This is a genomic window from Rubinisphaera margarita (assembly GCF_022267515.1).
In the GTDB taxonomy this organism is placed as follows: domain Bacteria; phylum Planctomycetota; class Planctomycetia; order Planctomycetales; family Planctomycetaceae; genus Rubinisphaera; species Rubinisphaera margarita.
This window is the reverse complement of the sequence record NZ_JAKFGB010000009.1, coordinates 481,989-501,333: the sequence shown is the minus strand read 5'-3', so window position 1 is coordinate 501,333 and position 19,345 is coordinate 481,989. Positions and strand designations below refer to the sequence as shown.

General features: G+C 58.4%; 14 protein-coding genes. 3 read left to right on the top strand and 11 right to left on the bottom strand.

The features are described from left to right. Positions 1-34: 34 nt before the first annotated feature. The 10 genes from lptB to L1A08_RS05270 all read right to left on the bottom strand — a co-directional run bounded on the left by lptB (position 35) and on the right by L1A08_RS05270 (position 15,430). Positions 35-820, bottom strand: coding sequence for an LPS export ABC transporter ATP-binding protein (gene lptB / locus L1A08_RS05315; RefSeq protein WP_238755043.1), 786 nt, complete (start codon positions 818-820; stop codon positions 35-37). Positions 821-1,015: 195 nt separating this feature from the next. Further along, positions 1,016-2,797 carry a signal peptidase I gene (lepB, locus tag L1A08_RS05310; protein WP_238755040.1) on the bottom strand — a complete coding sequence of 594 codons (1,782 nt, stop codon included), beginning with the start codon at positions 2,795-2,797 and terminating at the stop codon, positions 1,016-1,018. A gap of 177 nt (positions 2,798-2,974) precedes the next feature. After that, entirely contained in the window at positions 2,975-5,530 is a 2,556-nt protein-coding gene (locus L1A08_RS05305; RefSeq protein WP_238755038.1) for a ComEC/Rec2 family competence protein, read from the bottom strand. A 59-nt stretch (positions 5,531-5,589) separates the two neighbouring features. After that, the gene (locus tag L1A08_RS05300; RefSeq protein ID WP_238755036.1) at positions 5,590-6,453 is read right to left on the bottom strand and encodes a sugar phosphate isomerase/epimerase family protein; all 864 of its coding nucleotides are present in this window, start codon (positions 6,451-6,453) and stop codon (positions 5,590-5,592) included. Between the two features lie 314 nt (positions 6,454-6,767). Beyond that, positions 6,768-7,553: a DUF1295 domain-containing protein gene (locus tag L1A08_RS05295; protein WP_238755034.1), complete on the bottom strand. Its 786-nt coding sequence runs from the start codon at positions 7,551-7,553 to the stop codon at positions 6,768-6,770. Between the two features lies 1 nt (position 7,554). Then, the gene (locus tag L1A08_RS05290; RefSeq protein ID WP_238755032.1) at positions 7,555-8,706 is read right to left on the bottom strand and encodes an SAM-dependent methyltransferase; all 1,152 of its coding nucleotides are present in this window, start codon (positions 8,704-8,706) and stop codon (positions 7,555-7,557) included. Between the two features lie 65 nt (positions 8,707-8,771). Beyond that, a complete protein-coding gene (locus L1A08_RS05285) occupies positions 8,772-10,001 on the bottom strand; it encodes an SAM-dependent methyltransferase (protein ID WP_238755030.1) in 1,230 nt (409 codons plus the stop codon). Positions 10,002-10,254: 253 nt separating this feature from the next. After that, a complete protein-coding gene (locus L1A08_RS05280; RefSeq protein ID WP_238755028.1) occupies positions 10,255-11,250 on the bottom strand; it encodes a C-terminal binding protein in 996 nt (331 codons plus the stop codon). A 72-nt stretch (positions 11,251-11,322) separates the two neighbouring features. Next, the gene (locus tag L1A08_RS05275; protein WP_238755026.1) at positions 11,323-14,277 is read right to left on the bottom strand and encodes a hypothetical protein; all 2,955 of its coding nucleotides are present in this window, start codon (positions 14,275-14,277) and stop codon (positions 11,323-11,325) included. Between the two features lie 121 nt (positions 14,278-14,398). Next, positions 14,399-15,430 (bottom strand): KpsF/GutQ family sugar-phosphate isomerase, encoded by a 1,032-nt coding sequence (locus L1A08_RS05270; RefSeq protein ID WP_238755024.1) that lies wholly within the window; start codon positions 15,428-15,430, stop codon positions 14,399-14,401. A gap of 432 nt (positions 15,431-15,862) precedes the next feature. On the opposite strand from L1A08_RS05270, the gene L1A08_RS05265 reads away from it, so the two are divergent. The 3 genes from L1A08_RS05265 (at position 15,863) to L1A08_RS05255 (ending at position 18,824) form a co-directional block, all read left to right on the top strand. Continuing rightward, positions 15,863-16,666, top strand: coding sequence for a TrmH family RNA methyltransferase (locus tag L1A08_RS05265; RefSeq protein ID WP_238755022.1), 804 nt, complete (start codon positions 15,863-15,865; stop codon positions 16,664-16,666). 52 nt (positions 16,667-16,718) lie between these two features. Beyond that, positions 16,719-18,299, top strand: a complete 1,581-nt coding sequence (locus tag L1A08_RS05260) for an SLC13 family permease (protein WP_238755020.1) — start codon at positions 16,719-16,721, stop codon at positions 18,297-18,299. A 312-nt stretch (positions 18,300-18,611) separates the two neighbouring features. Beyond that, positions 18,612-18,824, top strand: a complete 213-nt coding sequence (locus tag L1A08_RS05255; protein WP_238755018.1) for a hypothetical protein — start codon at positions 18,612-18,614, stop codon at positions 18,822-18,824. A 130-nt stretch (positions 18,825-18,954) separates the two neighbouring features. Here L1A08_RS05255 and L1A08_RS05250 read toward each other — a convergent pair whose 3' ends face one another. After that, positions 18,955-19,329, bottom strand: a complete 375-nt coding sequence (locus L1A08_RS05250; protein ID WP_238755016.1) for an STAS domain-containing protein — start codon at positions 19,327-19,329, stop codon at positions 18,955-18,957. Positions 19,330-19,345: the final 16 nt, after the last annotated feature.

The following is a 19,345-nucleotide window of genomic DNA, read 5'->3' as shown; positions in this document are numbered from 1 at the left end:
TCAGCACGCGGGGCTTCCTAACGAATAGTCGATCTTACGCAGGCTTGCGGAGTTTCTCTGCGGCTCGGAAGTTGCCCTTCTCTTCGATGATCGATTCGGCATCGAAGCGAGTTCCGAAGTACAGTCGCTGAGCCATTGGATCGCGAAGCACGGTTTCCGCATCGCCGGAGACGAGCACGCGGCCCGCGCAGATGACGTTGCTTCGATCGGTGATCGTCAGCGTCTCACGTTCGCGGTGGTCAGTCAGCAGAATCGAGATGCCGCGGTCCCGCAGATCGTAGATGATATCCTGAATGCCGTTGATTGTGACCGGGTCGATTCCGGTGAACGGTTCATCGAGCAGAATCAGTTCAGGGTCGCTGGCCAGGCAACGCGCAATTTCGAGCCGGCGACGTTCCCCGCCCGAGAGGGTTCCGGCCAGCTGCTTTTTCTTGTCGAGCAGACCGAACTGGTCGAGCAGTTCATCGATGCGGTGTTTCCGGTCGCGGGAACTGAGAGGCATGAATTCAAGAATCGCCCGCACGTTATCGGCAACGCTCAGCTTGCTGAAGACGCTTTCATCCTGCGGCAGATAGCCCATGCCCTGCCGGGCGCGTTTGTACATCGGCCAGCGGGTGACATCTTTCCCGTTGAGCAATACCCGGCCCTCAGTCGGCGTGACGAGGCCGCAAGTCATCTTGAAGGTGGTCGATTTCCCGGCTCCGTTCGGACCGAGCAGACCGACGATTTCGCCCCGCTCAATGTCGAAACTCACCCCGTCGACGGCTCGCTTCCCGCCCGGGTAATCCTTCACCAGATCAACGCATTCCAACAACGGCATCCTTGCCTCCCTCGCATTTTCAGGCCTGAGCCCGGCAGTTTATCACGAATCCGCCTGTCGGCTGAAGATCAGATTCGAGCCGGAATTCCTGACTCTGCACCCCAGAGGATGCCCGAACCAGTAAATCGATGTCGACCAGAGGGGTGGCTCTGAAAGATTCTTTCGGGGCGGTCTCCGGACTCAATGTTTCCCGGATCAGCGGATTCGCTGCATTCTGGGGAAGTTCGGATAGAACGGGAAGTAGTGGAGCGGGTAGCTGCGATCAGTGACGATCTCTCCGTCCCGCGTGAATTTGCGGTGGTAACTCAGCGTGAACGCCATGCCACTGTCGACTCCGAGCGGAATGCCGTGTGGCCAGTAGATGAAGAACGCCTTGCCGACGAACGCTTCCCGGGGCACGGTGTTGGTTTCGAGCCAGAACCGCCCGTCGGAACTGCGGGGGCTGTTGTCGCCGAGCACGAAGAATTCGTTCTCCGGGATCTGCACCTCGAAGTTGTCAATCTGCTTCCAGTTGTTCCGATAAGCTTTCTGCCATTCGACCACATTCCCGAGCAGACGTGAGCCCTGCTCCAGCGGATCGTCGCTGCCCCGATAATAGATGTCCCGTTCGACGATGAGATCGGAAACGGTGCCCGAGGCGGCCCGGAAGGCGATGCCGGCGGGAGTATAGTCGGCCTGCGTGGGGAGCATGCCGTCCAGAATACTGGTCTCGTAACTCGCCCCCGGTCCGAAGTCGACGAGCGAGTCGTCAATCCAAAGACAGAGGCGGTCATCGACATTGGCAAAACGGAACGCAAACGATCCCGTCCCGGAGACCGATGTCGTCGCCTTGGCCATCTCGATCTCTTCGTTGGGATCGAGCCCGGACTCCACGCGAGTAAGCCGGGCGACTCCCGTGTCCAGTTCGATGTGGCAGCGATACCAGTGCGTTCCCTCGGTCAGTTCGAGCACGACTTCGCCGCCGGCTTCCACCGCATCAATTTCAATGGAGCCGGAAACGGTCAGGTCGCCGACCCAGAACAGTTCATCCGAGTAGGTCGGCTCCAGCGTATGGGTGACCGTGTTGTAGCCGCAGAAATCGCCAATCAGACGAGGCGACGGCGAAAGCGGATCGTCATTGTCGAAGGCCTTCCAGTCGTCGGCCGTCGGGGCGAAGTGGCGATAACGCAGCCAGTTGAGATTCCCATTTCCGGCCAGTTCGGGAGGGAGCTGGTACACGCGGGCATCGTCACGAAGATTCCAGGAGGAATCGACCGTTCGCCAGCCGGCTACGGCTTGATCACCGTCCCCGGCGTTGGTCGGCTCAACGGCCGCCCAGCGTTCCGGCCAGCCCGCCTCCAGCAACTCCTGAGGGGGGTAATTGTCATCGTAGACCGGAATCTGGATCAGCTTCTGCTTGTTGGGGTCATCCTTGCGGAGGATCTCTTCCCCGCCGTTCTCGCCGACGCGGTAAAGATTCCCGTGATGAATCCGCACGGTTTCGCCGGGAAGGCCGACGAGCCGCTTGATGTAATTTGTCTTCGAATCTTCCGGATACTTGAACACGACCACATCGAATCGTTTCGGATCGCTGAGCTCGTACTGAAACTTATTGACCAGAATCCGATCACCCTTAAACGGAGCCGCTTCGAACGCGCTGCGATTACTGTAGTGACAGTTCGGGCAGAGAGCTTCACGAATCCGTCCTTCCGGACTGATCACGTTGCCTTCGCGGCCAATCTCGGTGCTCGCTCCAAACTGGAACGTGTACCCGCACTGCTCGCAGTCGATATCTTTGTGCCGCCCGAACAGCGTCGGTGCCATCGATCCGGTTGGGATCACGAACGCCTCGGCTTCAAAGGTTCGAAACAGAAAGGCCAGGACGAACGCAAAGACGATCGATTCGATCGTTTCCCGAGCCGTTTCCTTCTCGCGAGGTGGTTTCTGCTTGCTGTCGGACGGCGCGGGAGTTTCCGCAGTTTTCTGGGGTTCGTTCATGGAGTTCTTTCACCGCGTCCAGAGAGGCTCAATGCAGTCCGGGTCCGCGAGGGAAGGAAGACTGAGGAGGAGAATGGGACCGCTTCGAGCAGCCGGTTCTGTTCATCCAGTACGGTACTTGATCGGCGGACGTTGGACAAGAAGCGTTGAGGGGAGCTCGATGCAGAATTTGAGTCGCTATCGGGGCTTTTCCGCAAGCGAGGCCCATCGCTGATCCGCAGCCCAGCGATCGAGATTCAGCTTCCCCTGGGAAGTGATCCGAACCCGAACGGCTCCTTCCGCGGTATTCGTAAGCCGTGAGCGATTATAGACTTCGGTGAATTGAGGTTCGTAACCGGCATCGCCTGTGGAAACAATGACTGCTTCCGGTCGGGCCCAGTTTGCGAACTCCGGCGTGTTCTCCCGTCTTCCGCCATGATGCGGAGCCACGATCACGGAATAACTCTCCGCGGATGTCTCGAACAAACGTTGTTGCCCTGCTCCGGAGACATCGCCGGGAAACAGCAGACGGTGCCCTGCGTATCCAACTTCGACGACCACCGAATGTTCATTGTCGTCGACTCGCCCGGCGATCGGCGAGTTTCCGCTCTGCCGCACCCGAATTCTCACTTCGGGATCGAGTGCGATCTCGTCGTGATGCCGAACGACTCGTAGCGGCACCTGAGCCTCGGAAGCTGCGGCCACCACCGCCGCCAGCCCACGATGGTGGGGATTGAGTCCGACCGGGTTTAGCAGCACGGCCCGCACCGGCAGATCCCGCAAGAGAAACGGAACGGCGTTGAGATGGTCGGTGTCGGTGTGAGAGATCAGAATCGCATCGAGCCGGTCGCAACCCATGTCGCTGAGGCTCGCCATAACCGCATTCGCCGCGGCCTGGCCGTTCTCCATCGAACCGGCGTCGAGAAGAATTGTCCGCCCGTTGGGGCACCGCAGCAGACAGGCATTGCCATGACCGACGCTGAGGGCTCGCAGTTCCAGATTCCGTTGCCCAAGCATGGCTTCGAGCGTACGGTGCGACACGGGTGAAAAGCCAGCCGCGAGGAGCACCACCCAGCTCGCAAGCAGAACCGGCTTCAGACGGGGAATCCGACTTCGGGTCTGAACGATAAGAATCCCTGCGATGAACACGAAACAGAGGACAACAAGAAACGGGATCCGAGCCGGCATCCACTGCAGTGGGCCTTGCGAGAAGAGTTGAGCGATCTCGGCCATCAACCACAGCAACCGCGAGACCGGCCAGGCGAGCGGCGTGACCAGCACTGTCGAGAGCAGTCCTCCCAGGGCAATGACCAGCAGCCCCGGCAAGGCGAGCGTTAGCAGGAGGAGCGCAAGCACGGTCGCGGGAATTCCGGCCAGGGACACCAGGTGAAACGATTGACCAATCACCGGCAACAGGCAGAGCGTAACCGCCAGTGAGATGATGCAGGTCTCGAACAAGAACCGCCCGAAGATCGACAAAGGCCCGCTCCATGCGGATGGTTCCTCCGTCGGGTCAATCGGTTCGCCATCGCCGGTCCTTCCCAGCAGATCCGGCAGCCATTTCCAGCATCCCAGTATCGCCACAATTCCCAGAAACGAAAGCTGGGCGCCAGCGTCAAACAGCCACGTGGGATTAACGATCAGACAGACCCAGGCGGTCAACCCCAGCGCCTGCACGGTTCGCCACGGACGGAACGACATCGAACTGGCCACGAGCAGCACGCCGAGCAACCAGGCTCGAAACACCGGGGGCCGGAACTCCGCCAGGAGCAGGCTGAGTGTCATCCCGCCCAGGGCGAGCCATTGGATAAAGCGCGTCTCGGGACGGAGGAAAATTGCAATCGCTCCGGCGACCACGCCGATTAGAGCCACGTGCAATCCGGAAATCGAAAGCAGATGCATCAATCCGCTGCGGCGGAAGTTGAGCGAAATTTCGCCATCGAGACCGCTTCGCTCTCCCAGCACGAGCGCGTTCGCCATCGCCGCGACGTCCGTTTCGAAGACCTGCTCGTAAACGTGAGAGATCCTCTGTCGAAGCCCGCTGAGCAACATCGGGGGAGACCAGGCCGGCAAACCCTGCTGCCGATCCCTCACAACAATACCGTCGGCATGTTCGCAGAACAGCGTGCAGAGAACGCCTTCACGACGCATTGACTCGGCGAAATCGTACGTCCCGGGATTGCGAGCCGGAGTCAACCGCCGCAACGTACCTCCCACTTCGATACGATCACCGTCCCGGACATGCGGGATCCGCCCCGTGACCGTCAACCGGAGTCGACCCGTCACCGGAATATTTCGTTCCGGAAGCAGAATTGCCTCGGCTTGAAGGTGACAGCGGCTTTTCTCTTCCCCCGGCCAGGCGGTCGCGAAGTCAGGAAGCCGATGTGGCACCAGCACGGGAGCATCGAGAACAGTCGCTCTCAATCGAAGCGGTGTGGCCTCGCTCGCGGCGTATCGGACCACATGCTTCGGATTAGCAATCGACCAGACATGATGATGCCAGCAAATTCCCGACGTGGCGACCAGCCCCACGGCAGCGATGACGGCGAACCGCGACCGAATCGCGGCCAGCACGAGCCAGATCAGGCCCACGACCAGAGCAGCGGTCAACAACCAGTCCCAGTGAAAGCGATCGCCCTGGGATCGATCGAGAGCAATGCCACCCGCAAAGGCGATGGCGGCCACCAGAGCCGGCGTTCGCGGTCGTGACCACGAACGCTTCTCCACGGAAACATCGGGCGAGTTTTGCAACATCGTCACCCTCCCGATTCCGGAGAGTCAGCCATGGTGGACTGTCGTGGATACGACTGAAATCAGGCCTGTTCGCCCCACAACTCGGCTCGTGTGGCTTCCAGCAGTTCGACGGCCTGGCCGACATCCTTCTTCTGCTGAAGTCGATCGCTGGAGAGTTCCCGCTCAATCGTCAGCGGACCCTTGTAGCCGATCTCCTTGAGCGTCTCGAGGTACTTCTTGATGTCGACGTCGCCCTGTCCCAGAGCCACTTCGCGTCCCCAGGACGTGCCTCGCTGATCTTCCGGAGCCCAGACGGCGTCTTTGCAGTGGACACTGCGAACGTGCGGGCCGACCTGCTTCAACGCTTCGATCGGATCGCCCGTGCCGTAGAGAATCATGTTGGCCGGATCGAAGTTGATGAACAGGTTATCGCGATTGACATCGTTGAAGAACTGCAGCAGGTGACTGGCCGTTTCCTGTCCGGTTTCAAGGTGCATCTTCTGCCCATGTTCGGCCAGTTCGTCGAGCAGTGCCTGAGTGACGGCCAGCAGATCACGATAGGATTCGCTGTTCCGGTCTTCCGGCACAAAGCCAATGTGCATGCCGAGGGTATCGCAGCCGAGGTGGCGGGCAAACTCGGCGATCTTCCGGGCATCCAGAACCCGCTCCTGCCGTGTCGCTTCCGGAACCAGGCCGACTGTCCGAGCCGTGGTTTCAATGTCGGCGTAACTTTCGCCTTCAAATCCGCAAAAGACGCAGGTGACAGTCACACCCGCATCGGTGCAGCGGGCGAGAAAGTCGCGGGCCTGCTCTTCGGACCGCATGTTGCCGTGCGGAGTGTGCACGTGAATGCTGGGGATCTTGAGTTCAGAGACGACTTCGAGATGCACGCCGAAGCCTGCATCGATCGAGGTGAATACGCCAATCGGCCAGATTTCTGCCATCGTCAATTCCTGTCAATAATTGCGGCGGAGGGTCATCGGGAGCTGCTTCTGAGAACGAGCATAACGGCTGAAAAGTGACTCCGCCAAGTGAGGCGTCGAAATTGCCGGCGGCTCGGGCGGCTCAACCTGAAAAATCGGAGAAAAATTCGCGTCCCCTGTCGTCCCCGGCGGTCGCTCAGTCCTTTGTGAGACGAAACAACCGGGAATGACACAATCCAGAATAACTCGCAGATCCCGCCACGAAAGTGGCTTCACTATAGAAAAGGCTCAGAGCCCCTTGGGGACTCTGAGCCTTTCGTCTTTTTTGGGCCCATTCACGTCGCCGCCGATTCCGTCCGGGGAAACCATGGGAAAAAGGCATTTGTGCGGCGGGTGTATTCTTCGTACTTCGGTTTGTCTTTCCTCATGTGACGCTCCAGCAGTGTCACGCCGGAAACGTGGAGCAAAAGGAATGACATGTTGATCGGACTGATCACCGTCCAGTACGGTCCACCAGCGGAGATCGACAGCACCCAGAATCCCCACCAGAGGCAGAACTCTCCAAAGTAGTTGGGATGCCGGGTGTAACGCCAAAGGCCGCTGTTCAGGACTTCGCCCTGGTTCTCCGGGTTCGCCTTGAAGCGAGCCATCTGCCAGTCGCCGATGACCTCGAAGAAGAACCCGATCATCCAGAGCCCTGTTCCCAGGAACGTCCACACGTTGACGACGCCGGGATTGCGGGGGATACCGAGCTGCAGAGGCAGCGAAATGATCCACATCAACACGCCCTGCAGCAGAAAGACCATGAACAGGCTGATCCACCAGAAGTTGTCGGGCCGCCTGGCTCGCATCTCGGCGTAACGCTTGTCTTCCTCCTCGCCCCAGCTTCTCCAGGCGAGGTAACCAAACAGCCTCAGCCCCCAGATGGCAACCAGAACCGGCAGCAGATAGCAGACTTCACCGGTTTGCACCGACATGAGGTAAGTCACCCAGGCGACGATCACGAACCCGAGCCCCCAGACCGGGTCGATGATGCTCACGTTTCGCAAAGGGATACTGATCAGCCAGACGAGGAGCATCAGTGTCAGAATGGCGGCAGCGTTGGCGAGAAGAATCGTCATATCAGGTCCGTTTCGAGAATCGGTAGTGGGAGACCCACCACTCGTTTCCGTCGTTGTAGCCGAACAACTCCGCGCAGGCCATGAAGAAGATCCGCCATCGCTGCAACCAACTTCGGGCCTGCTCCGGTCCGTAGCATTCCCGGAAGAGAGTCAGCACCTGATCCCGAGCCGCATCGGTCTGAAGGAGCCAGTCTTCACAGGTCCGCTGGTAGTGCTGCCCGTTCCATCGCCAGCGACGCTCGCAGATCAAATCTTCCTGATAATGCAGAAACAACTCATCACTGGGCATCATGCCGCCGCTGAAAAAATGCTCCGACATCCAGTCCTGTGGCCCCGCCGCACTGAACAGATAAGGATGAGCCCGGTGGCAGAAGATGTGCACATACAGCTTGCCGTCGGGATTGAGCCATTCCGAAATGCGTCGCAGCAGCAGGCGATGGTTCCGCATATGCTCGAACATCTCGACTGAGACGACGCGATCGAACGTTTCTGTCGGAGCGAACTCGTTCATGTCAGCCGTGACGACATGCAGATTCAACAGCCCCCGCTCAGTTGCACACTCATCAATGAAGGCCTTCTGGGACCGCGAGTTCGAGACAGCCGTGATCTGTGACCCCGGAAAATGCTCAGCCATCCAGAGCGAGAGTGAACCCCAGCCGCAGCCGAGTTCGAGAACTTGCTGACCGTCGGCGAGCTCAGCCTGAGTACAGGTCAACCGAAGTGCCTCCTCCTCAGCCGTGCGGAGCGACGTCTTCGCATCCGGGTAATAACAGCAACTGTATTTCTTCCGAGGTCCCAAAGCCCGGGCGAAGAATTCTGCCGGGACTTCGTAGTGCTGTTCGTTGGCTTTCTCCGGCACGTCCGCAATCGGTCCGCTGCACGCCGAAGCGATAAACCATTCGATTCGTTCCTGATGGTCGGCGCACGTGCCCTCTTCCCGTTCCGCCAGACGTGCGGACAGCAATCGGCGAATCGCGCGGCGAATCAGAACGTCCGGAACGACGCCCTGCTCGGCCAGATTCAAGCCGACGCCAAAGAGCCTGTCTGTCAGTGAGAGTCTCGGTCCTGCGGAGACTTCAGGTCCGTCTCCACAGAAGTCGCAGGGAATTGCTTCCCGAGGAACCGTCTCCACAAGGGCTTCTGTTGTCGTCATCACATCTGCTCCACGATTGTTGAGTCCACCGCTTGCCCGTGCCTCAGCTCCGACTTTCCCGCTCGTCAATAAGCGACTTTACGCCAGAGGAAGTGGCCCACTGTGGTTGCGTGCTCGAGGAACGCTCCCTCGCAATAGCAGAGGTAGTACTCCCAGAGCCGGATGAATCGTTCGTCAAAGCCCAGCTCCCGCACCCGATCGAGTTTGTCCTTAAAACGCTGCCGCCACTCGTGGAGGGTCCGGGCATACGATTCCGGAAACTCTTCATACTCGACGAGCCGCATCTGGCTGCTGTCGTCGAATGCATGCTGAATGGCTCCCACACTCGGCAGGTGCCCGCCTGGGAAGACGTACTTCTGAATGAAATCGACCGACTTGCGGTAACGTTCGTACCGCTGATCGGGCATCAGAATGCTCTGCACCAGCATCCATCCCTCAGGCTTGAGCAGCGATTCGCATTTCCGGACATACTCCGGTAGATAGTCGTGGCCCACGGCTTCGATCATTTCGATCGAAACGATCTTGTCGTAGCTCCCGCTGAGATCCCGATAGTCCTTCTTGAGCAACGTCACCCGATCGGCGATCTCAGCCTGCTCGATTCTCTTCTTCGCAAAATCGTACTGCTGTCCGGAAACAGTTGTTGTGGTGACGCGGCAGCCAACGTTCCGCACCGCGTACTCGGCGAAGCCCCCCCAGCCGGTGCCGATTTCAAGCACGTGATCTTCCGGTCCGAGATCAAGCTTTCGGCAGACGATATCGAGCTTGGCCAGCGACGCCTCGTCCAGAGACATGGCGTCGTCCTCATAGTAAGCCGAGGAGTACATCATGGTTGGATCGAGGAACAGTTCGAAGAACGCGTTGCTCAGATCGTAATGAGCGGCAATGTTCTTCTGACTGCCAGCCCTGGAATTCTTCCGCAGCCGATGAGCGAAGGCCGCGAGTCCCAGGAAGAATCGCGAGACCCCCGAGTCCATGACCATCAATCGTTCGCGATTGCGACAGAGGATCCGGAAGAGTTCGACCAGATCATCACATTCCCATTCGCCCTGCAGGTAGGCTTCCGCCGCACCGAGACTCCCCTCGAATGCGACCCGTTGATACATCTTCGGATCGACAACACGGATAACGGCTTCAAGACCATCGCTTCCCAGCGTCCCGAATACGGTCGTCGTTCCGTTTTCTTCGAGAATGATCCTTCCATGACGAAGATCATCCAGAACCCGACTCACCTGACTACGAAAGACGGAAGTCCGACCTGTTGTCGATCGGATTTCTGAAGGAGCCGCAACCGCCATGAAAGTCTCTCACTGATGTCCTGGGTCGGCATCTCCGACGTATCGCCGGTTCACTGCTGATTATAGACAGCTCGTTGAGAAACAAAGTTTTGAATTCGAGAAGTCGCGTATTTCCGGAATTTGTACCCGGCACGCGTTTCGGATCGACCGACATCTCAATGTCGATAGCATGTAACGCCGAACCAGGCGTGCGGGAACCATTATGAACTCGAAGCACACAGCCGCCTGAGAGTTGACCGGCGAACCGGAATGCTCAGTTCACCACGTTCAGCGGGGGCATTCCCTGCAGGACACGGAGGCAGTTCTGGGAACCTTTGACTCGCATTTCCTCAAGACCCTCTTCGCAGTAAAACGCTGCATGCGGATTGAGGATGAGACGCTCGTAGGCGGGATGATCCGGATTGCGCCAGGCTTGAATGAGCGGATTGTCGGGAGAGGGAGGTTCATCGGGAAGCACATCGATTCCTGCACCCGCCAACAGGTTATTCTCAAGAGCATGGAGAATAATCTTCGGATGGACCACGCCGCCTCGAGCCGTGTTGATGAGATAGCTGCCGGGCCGCATCTGACCGAGCATCTCTTCATCAATCAGATTGGCCGTTTCTTCGGTCAGCGGGCAATGCAGGCTCACGACATAAGCTGCAGAGAGCAACTCGGGCAGAGAGTGAACCTGTCGGATGCCGAGCGCTTTGTCCATGCCTTGTTCGACATACGGATCGTAGAATCGAACATCGCAACCGAGAGCTTTGGCCCGAAGTGCGGTCGCTATGCCGATGCGTCCCAGCCCAACGATGCCGAAGACTTCCCCTCGAAGGCGTGGCTTCGGCACGATCTGCTGATACGACCAGGGCCCGAACTCGCGCTGCAGACGATGATTGAGAATATGGGTGCCGCGAGTGAACGCGAGGGCCATGGCGATCGCGCTGTCGGCGACTTCTTCGGTGCCATAATCGGGAACGTTGGCAACGCTGATGCCTCGTTTGCGAGCGGCTGGACGATCGACGTTGTCGTAGCCGACACCGCAGCGGACGATCAGCTTACATCGCTCCAGCCGATTGATCGTGTCCGCGGTAATCGGCACGGTGTGATAGACCATTACAGCCGACGCCTTCTCGATGACGCCGTGAAGTTCTTTCTCTTCGAAGGCATTGAGCGCGACCACTTCGGCAACGGAGCCCAGAATCTCGCGTTCGATCGCAAGGGGCTCTTCAATGAAGTCGGTGACAACAACCAGCGGGCGATCGGACATGAAATCGGATTTCGACAAGAGGATGCGGTACAGTCGTCGCCGCTCAGTGGGAATCCGATTCCGAAAGAAAGGTTACCTGAATCCGGACGCTCCTTTGGTCCGATCGAGTTCCAGGATGTTTCCGTCCGGAGAGATGCGAATCATCATCACATCGTAACGGGAGCGCGGCGCGTTGGGATGAGCGAAATGCCAGATCCTGACATGACGATTCTCCATGCCCCGCATCATAAACATTCGGTTGGCGTGGTTGTAGGAAATGACATCGGCACTCGCCTGAAAACTGTCGCCTTCGATCTCGGCGTTCTCGCGCGCCTGAATTTCAACGGACCAGTTCTCCGGTTTGGCTGCCTCCTCTTCGCCGTCGCCGCCAAGCGAGCGCAGCAGCAGTTCAAGCGTTTCACAGCGAACCCAGACACTGTCTGGTGGACGGGCATCGCGGACAAATCGAACAAGGGGTTCGGAAACCGGTCCGTGCAATACGTTGACCATGCGATGCAAAGTCGCCTGACGCTGCATGTAGTTGCCCGTCATCTCGCCCTCGAAGGTGATCCGCGTGTAATCCCACCCGGCGGGCGGATCGGCTTTCTTGTCGATCTCCTTCGGTGACTGACTCATCGTTGCTTCCGGAAGTCCGAGTGGCGACTTGCCGGTCCGCTTCTGCCAGAACTCCAGATCGCCCGGTCCCTGAGCCGTCATCGCTCCGGTTCGCTGGTCCATACTGAAAGACCAGACATTGACGTAACGGATTCCAACAAGTACTCCTTCTTCGTAGTGCTTCATCTCAAAGTGGACGCGATCCTGACATTCGATGCGGGCAATCTGCGGCCGCACGGCCAGCGAATTCATCTTCAGCGAAACCGCCTGATCGAGATGGACCTTGAGTTCTTCGCATGTGATGACCGCATCGCCCAGGGTCGCCTTCACGCCGCCGATGAAGTGAGCGGTCGCGCCTTCAAATCGCATCTGTTCTTTCCAGGAGACTTCGAGCGTCTGTGGCTGAGCCGACTTGTCGCCGTTCCAGTTCGAGTCGACCGGAAACTCGATCGAGCCGCTTCCCATCACGCGGGTGAAGTCCTGTTGACGATCGAGGAACAGATCGATCCCGTCGATCCGCATGGCTCCGTGTTGAATCGAGGCGTAACGTTCCTGATTTCCGAGCAGTTGAAACCGCTGCCGATTCTGTCCGGCGTTGGAGATCTCAACCGATTGTCCTTCCAGATGCAGCGGCTCATTCTGCCCAGACAGAATTCCGTTCGCCTGGATCTTTCCTTCGGTCTGAACGTGCGCGACGTGGACTTCTTCAAACGCCGGATCATGCAACACCTGCAGTTTGAGTCGTGTCGCATCAATCTTGAATGGTGACTCCGGCAACTGCCGTTCAGCGGGAGTCGACTCCGAAGAGCCGCCTGCAGTCTGCTGGACGGGCGAGGTCTGCTTGAGCTGAGCGAGCAGTTCCTTCGACTCGGGACGGAACTTGATGTCGAGCGACTCGTACTCCCCTTCCAGATACGGGCTGACAACTGCGACCTCACCTTCCGCCAGCGTGCGATCGATCCGGAGATCGCGGGCCATGGGTGGAACACTGTCCGAGCCGGCCTGAACGACCGGTTTGGAGTTCTCTTTTTCTCGCGACAGCCAGACTTTGATGGTGTGCGACATGAGGCCCGTCTGATGGGGCGGGGACTGCAGTACGGCTTTTCCGGTCAGGGTCAGCACGTCGAGTGAGCGGCCCGACTTCTCATCCGGAGTGAATGTGAGCGACTCCTGCCAGTTCGCCTGCGCGAGAATCGCCTGGATCGGCAACGCTCCGCCGATGTTGTTTGCCTGAGGGACGCGACTGTCGAGGTACTTCACCTGGCCGTGCCCGTTACAGCGGGCGAAGATCGGCTCCTGATCCTCATCGAGGTGCACATCGAGTTGTGGCGTGAACAACTCAGCTCCCTTGTATTGAATCTCGACGCCGCTCCGCTTCCGGAGGATGAGTGTCCTCTTCTGCAGATCGTACGTAAGAATTTCGCCCACCGCTTCGAGTTGATTGTAAGAGGACTTGGCCAATACATGGTCCCCGGAAGCCGTGAGCGACAACAACTCCATAGTCGCAGCTTCTCCGAATGGGGAGGACTCTGCCGATGCAATCTGATTCTTGTCCTTCTCGGCAAACTGCAATTCGAGTCGATCGCAGCTCAGCGAGTCGACCATGCCGTGAGGATCGGTCCGATGCACGAAGACTTCGTCTTTTAGAATCGCCTGCTGGCTGGCGACTTCGTATCGGAAGGAGCCTTCGCAGGTGACGAGCACGGGCGGTTCGTCCGACTTCGGTTGCAGATTCATCTCCAGATGCTGCGTGATGACGAGGTTCTTCACGCCGAGCATCTGCGGATTGTCGGCGTACTGCCCCCCATCGAGCATCGACAGATTCAGCTGAATGTTGCTCGCATACCCGTGATGCTCCTGCATATGGAACTCGACCGGGTGATAACTGCTGATATTTTTGTTGGCTCGATCGAACACGAAGTTCTGACCGAGAATCTTGAGCCCGTCGTCTCCCTGAACGGAAACCCGGCCACGAAGCTGAATCTGGCCGATCATTCGCGTGCGGATCTGCGAAAGTTCCACTGGTTCGTCGAACACAAAGGTGCCGCGATCGGCGAGAATGACGACTGGTTTCGAGTCGGACTTCGCTCCGCCCTCACCGCTGTCTGCACTCCAGACCATGGCGATGGGGCTGACTTCGATCTCGGTATTGTCGCGGACAAACCGCTTTTCATTGAAGAACAGATGCAGGCCATCGGCACGGATCTTGGCCCGCGCGGCGACCGCCCAGGGAGCGTCCTTCAAATGCTGCTGAGCCATTTCGACACTGGCACGCGGCCCCATCGAAGGCAATGCCTGCAAGACCGTGCGAGCGGTCTTCGATTCCTTGACGTGCGAACGGCTCAAGACCCGCTGCGAAACCTGCGCATAGGCGGAGTACAGGCCGAGCACGACCAGCATGGCGGTGAAGGTGGTGAAGTAGCGCCGCGTCATGACGGGGACCTCCTGCCACGTAACGCGAACAACCTGCGAACCGGTCGACACCAGATTCGCAGGTCAGAATGTTCGCGTTGCCGACATGGAAATGTCATGAGGCTTAAACGTGGGTGATACTTCAGGAGTTGATCGCCAGTTCGAGTGACTGCGGCATCAGGGCGATCAGATCGGTGATGTCGATCATCCCGACCGGGAAGTGGTCGTCGTCGACCACCGGCAGTTCGCTCAGTTTGCGTTCGGCCAGCAACTCGACGGCTTCACCCAGAATCGCCGTGCGGGAAATCGTGACCGGACGGGCGGTCATCACTTCGCGGATGGGACGATCGAGTTTGTGTTCCTGATGGTTGGCCAGAATGCGGGCCAGATCGGAGTCGGTGAAGATTCCCGACAGACGACCATCTTCATCGACGATCATCACCGCACCGGTCCGACGAGCCTGATTCCAGGACTGGCTGAACACTTCGCGAACCGGCTGGTCTTCTTTCGCAATGCGAAGAGAGGCATCGGTTCGCATGATGCGTGTGACCGGGGTCAGCTTGCGGCCCAGGCTTCCAGCGGGATGGAAGCGGGCGAACTCCTGCGTGCTGAATCCACGAAGCCGGGCGAGCACGAGAGCCAGCGCATCGCCGATGGCGAGCATCGCGGTTGTACTTGTCGACGGCGGCAGGCCATGCAGCCCCGCTTCGCGAAGGCGGCCGAGTGGAATTGTGATTTCCGAAGCCTGCCCCAGCGTGCTGTGGCAGATCGCGGTGATCGACAGAATGCAGATCTTCCGCTGTTGCAGCAACGGAAGCAGACGATTGATTTCTTCGGTCTCGCCACTGTTGGACAGAACCAGAACGATGTCGTCTTCATGGACCGAGCCGAGATCTCCGTGGACAGCCTCGGCTGGGTGCAGGAAGTGAGACCGGGTTCCTGTCGAAGACAGCGTGGAAGCGATCTTCTGACCAATGATACCGGCTTTGCCGATGCCGGTCAGAACGACGCTGCCCTGACACTGGGCGATTCGGTCGACGACAGCACAGAAGCGGGCATCGAGATCGATCGCGATGTTCCGCAGGGCCGTGGCCTCGTGTTCGATGATCCGTTTCGCTTCTCGTAGCTGCTCGACATGCGAGTACGGAATGATCTGATCGGCTGATGCCACCATGAGATCGCCCTCACCTTCCATGGGATCCAGAATAAAGCGCTATAAAATGATCGCGGACTTGTACCCCAACAGCTGAAAACAGGTCAACGGCGATTTGCTTGTGCGATGCAACACTTAAACCCGTTGTGAGAACACGACTTACAACCTGAAAAAGTTGCACAGGGCAGGTCATCCAAGCCGTCGGAGGAAGCAGCCGCGAAGCCACGGAGAGCCACGAATTCTCGTCCGAATCGGCCTTTCGGAGCTCACTCCGAACTCGTCACGGCAAGAAATGAAGATCGCCCCTCGGAATCCCGGAATTTCTGAAAATTGTCGGCCGTCGCGTTCCGGAACCGTGAAACTGCGGCATTGTTGTGAGAGACTTCGTTGCGCAGTAAGACTCACTTCTACCTGTCGTTCTCCTGTCTTCCGTCGTTTGTGAAAGAATCGCTCATGCCACGTGGTCGCGGATCCTCGGCCCGACCGTTGCTTTCGAATCACCAGAAAAGCTGGCTCTGGGGAACCCTCTGCGTGGAGGAAACTCTCCGAGCCGGGCAGTGGCCGATCTACGAACTGTTGCTGGCGACCGAGTCCGACCAGCCGATTCATCGTCAGATCGTTGAGCACGCGGAACGACTCGAAATCCCAATCGACCGCCAACCCGCCCGCCGGCTTGAACAACTGTGCAAAGCTCGCGACCACCAGGGAGTTCTGGCTCTGATGGGGCCGTTTCCGTACACGTCGCTTGCGCGGTTCGAACAGCAGTTGACTCCTCAGTCCCGCATTGTCGTGCTCGATCGCCTGCAGGACCCGTTCAACTTCGGAGCGATCGTACGCTCAGCCGCCGCGTTCGGAATGACCGGCATTGTGATCGGTGCCGAGAATCAGGTGCAGGTCAACAGCCACGTGGCCCGCAGTTCCGTGGGACTGGTCAACCGCATACCGATCGTCCGCGTCGAATCGCTGGGCGAATCCCTGCGGACGCTGCAACAGGCGGGCTGCCGGTTCATCGCCGCCCGTCAGGATGGAGAGTTCCGCCTGGGCGAACTGTTCGCCGAGACCGACTTCGCGGAGCATCCCCTCGCGATGATACTCGGCAGCGAAGCTCACGGCGTGTCGGCGGAACTCGACCGATTGTGCAATGGTTCGGTACGGATCGACATGGCGGAAGGCGTCGAGTCGCTTAACGCCGCTGTGACCGCCGGCATCCTGATGTATTCTCTTTCTCCTCTTACGAATCTGCGATCCGAGTCCTGAAGCGATCGCGACATCCATTCCGCTGAGACAGCGTTCAACAGAAAGTACGATGATGGCTGAATCGAGTCCGGAAGATCAGAGTGTGGGCTTTCGCTGGGGCATGATTCTGCTTTCCACCGCCCTGTTCCTCGCCGTGCTGTTCGCTCCGCTCGGATCGGAACTGAGCATCGAAGGCCAGCGACTGGCCGCCACGATTGTCCTCATGGCTCTACTCTGGTGCACTCAGGCCATCCCCCTGGCGGTAACCAGTATGATCCCGCTCGTGGCGTTTCCGTTTCTGGGGGTCCAGTCCGCCAATACGGTCAGCCAGTCGTACATGAACTCCACAATCCTGCTGTACTTCGCGGGATTCACAATCGCGATCGGTGTCGAGAAATGGGGACTGCACCGACGGCTCGCTCTGGCGGTCCTGTCCGTGCTGGGAACCGGCCCGAAGATGGTAGTGCTCGGTTTCATGCTCGGCACCGGACTGATGTCGATGTGGATCAGCAACACGGCGGCCACCCTGCTGATGCTTCCGATTGCTCTGGCGGTCCTCGGGTCGCTGCACGTCGATGAGGAAGATGTCGCCCGTAAGCGGCGCCTGGAGCATCGATTTGCCGTCGCCCTGTTGCTTGGCATCGCGTATTCGGCAAGCATAGGCGGCATGTGCACCCTCATCGGCACGCCGACCAACGGTGTGTACGCCGGCTACTGGGCCGCCAGCGGCGCGACTCCCGATGAGATTGCCCGTTACTCGGTCTCGCTTGGGCAGTGGGTCATCATGTTCACGCCGATCACGGTGCTGATGATGATCGTCGTCTGGCTGGCAGTCTGTCTTCCGATCTGGCGAGGAGTATCGTTCGGGGAGGAAGCCCAACGGCAGATTCGCAGTCAGTATGCTGGCCTCGGAAGAATGTCGTCCGGGGAGTTTCGCATGCTCCTGGTCTTCCTCGCCACGGCGACGCTGTGGATCACGAGAGTTTCACTGGAAATCGGCAGTCTGCGACTGATCGGCTGGGAAGAAGGGCTGACTCATCTGTTGTCCCAGGTGGAACCAGGTCTGGATTACTCGGGATTGCTGCACGACTCCACTGCGGGTCTGCTGATGATGTTTGTCATGTTCCTCATCCCGGTTCGCGATTCCGAGACCGGCCGGAGCGAGTTCCTGATGAACTGGCAGGTGGTGGAATCCCGGATTCCGTGGGGCATTCTACTGCTGTTTGGTGGTGGATTTGCGATCGCTGATGCGTGCTCAGCGACCGGATTGTCGGCCTGGTTGGGCCAGAGACTGGCGACGCAGATGGAATTTCTCGGCACGTTCGGTCAGATCGCCAGCGTCACGTCGCTTGTCATTTTCCTCACCGAATTCACGTCGAACACCGCGACGATTTCGACGCTGCTGCCCATTCTCGATGCGACCGCTCGTTCGCTGTCTCTTGATCCCCGTCTGCTCATGCTGCCGGCTACAATCGCGGCCAGCTGTGCTTTTATGCTGCCTATTGCGACCCCACCGAACGCCATTGTTTTCAGCTCCAACCGGCTCACCGTGGGAGACATGATGAAGGTCGGACTGCTGCTCAACCTGTGCGGAATCCTCATTGTCTCGCTGCTCACACTCGTCTGGGTCATGCGTATTGGACAAGTTACATAATGAGTCGCTCCGGCATGCGTGTTGCTTGGATTGTTAATTCTCAGGAACTCAGCCTTGTCGCTGGATGTCTTATCATTAAGAATTGATGGAACTGAATATTAACTTTCTGTTAACAATTCAGTCCGTCCGATAAGGACGAGAATAGACGATCCTTTTTGCCTGTTCGAAGATCTGAGAGGCAGGACGCTCTTCAGGAATCCGGGAAACCGGAGTTGTTAATGCCCCCCGTTGAAAAAGATCGGGCGGCGTGACAGCTTCGAACGGCGTGAACCTCCATTAGAAATGGGAGGGTTAAGCATGAAGCGAACCTTCATGACTTTCGCAACCGTCGTTTTCGCGATTTGGGGTGGTACGAATCTCTGGCTTGCCGGTTACGAGCAGGGATACGAGGCGGGAGAAGACTCCGCCTGGACTCGGGCGAATTCTATGCCTCTCTCGGCCGTCTCAGGCCGGGTCGAGTTCAAAACAACCGATGAAAGCCCTGAATCGTTTCGATTGATCTCCAACTCCACCGAATCGAACTGAATCGGTTTCCAGGCTGACTGCTCATCAACCGCTGTCAGGACGTGGAAACTGCCCTCGCTCTTCGCGACTTAAGGTGAGGGTAATGGTTAAGAATCCGTTGGCGGTGTGCTACGGCTGAGTCGCGGAGCTTTTACCCTTTCCACGCCTTCGCAATTTTGACCGCGTCATTGCGATTGGGGAAATGGGGCCAAAGAGTGTCCAGCTTCATCACCTTCATGATAGCCTGCATATCGGTCGACGCTCCGGCCAGAACCATCATGCCCCCCTGCTTCTTGACCGTCTGCCCGAAGCTGTTGAGGATGCCGATCAACAGGCTTCCGAAGTAGTTCCCCTCGCTCAGATCAACGACGAGCCGCTGCACGTTCTCCCGCTGCAACAATTCGTTGACCATCGTTGCTTCCCTCTGGACGTCGACGTCGCGGTGACTGAGAGCATCCCCGTGAGGCGTGATCACAGAAACGCCGTTCTGCTCCGAAATCGCGAAGAGTTTTGTCGTGCTGGTCATCTGCCTGTCTCCATGA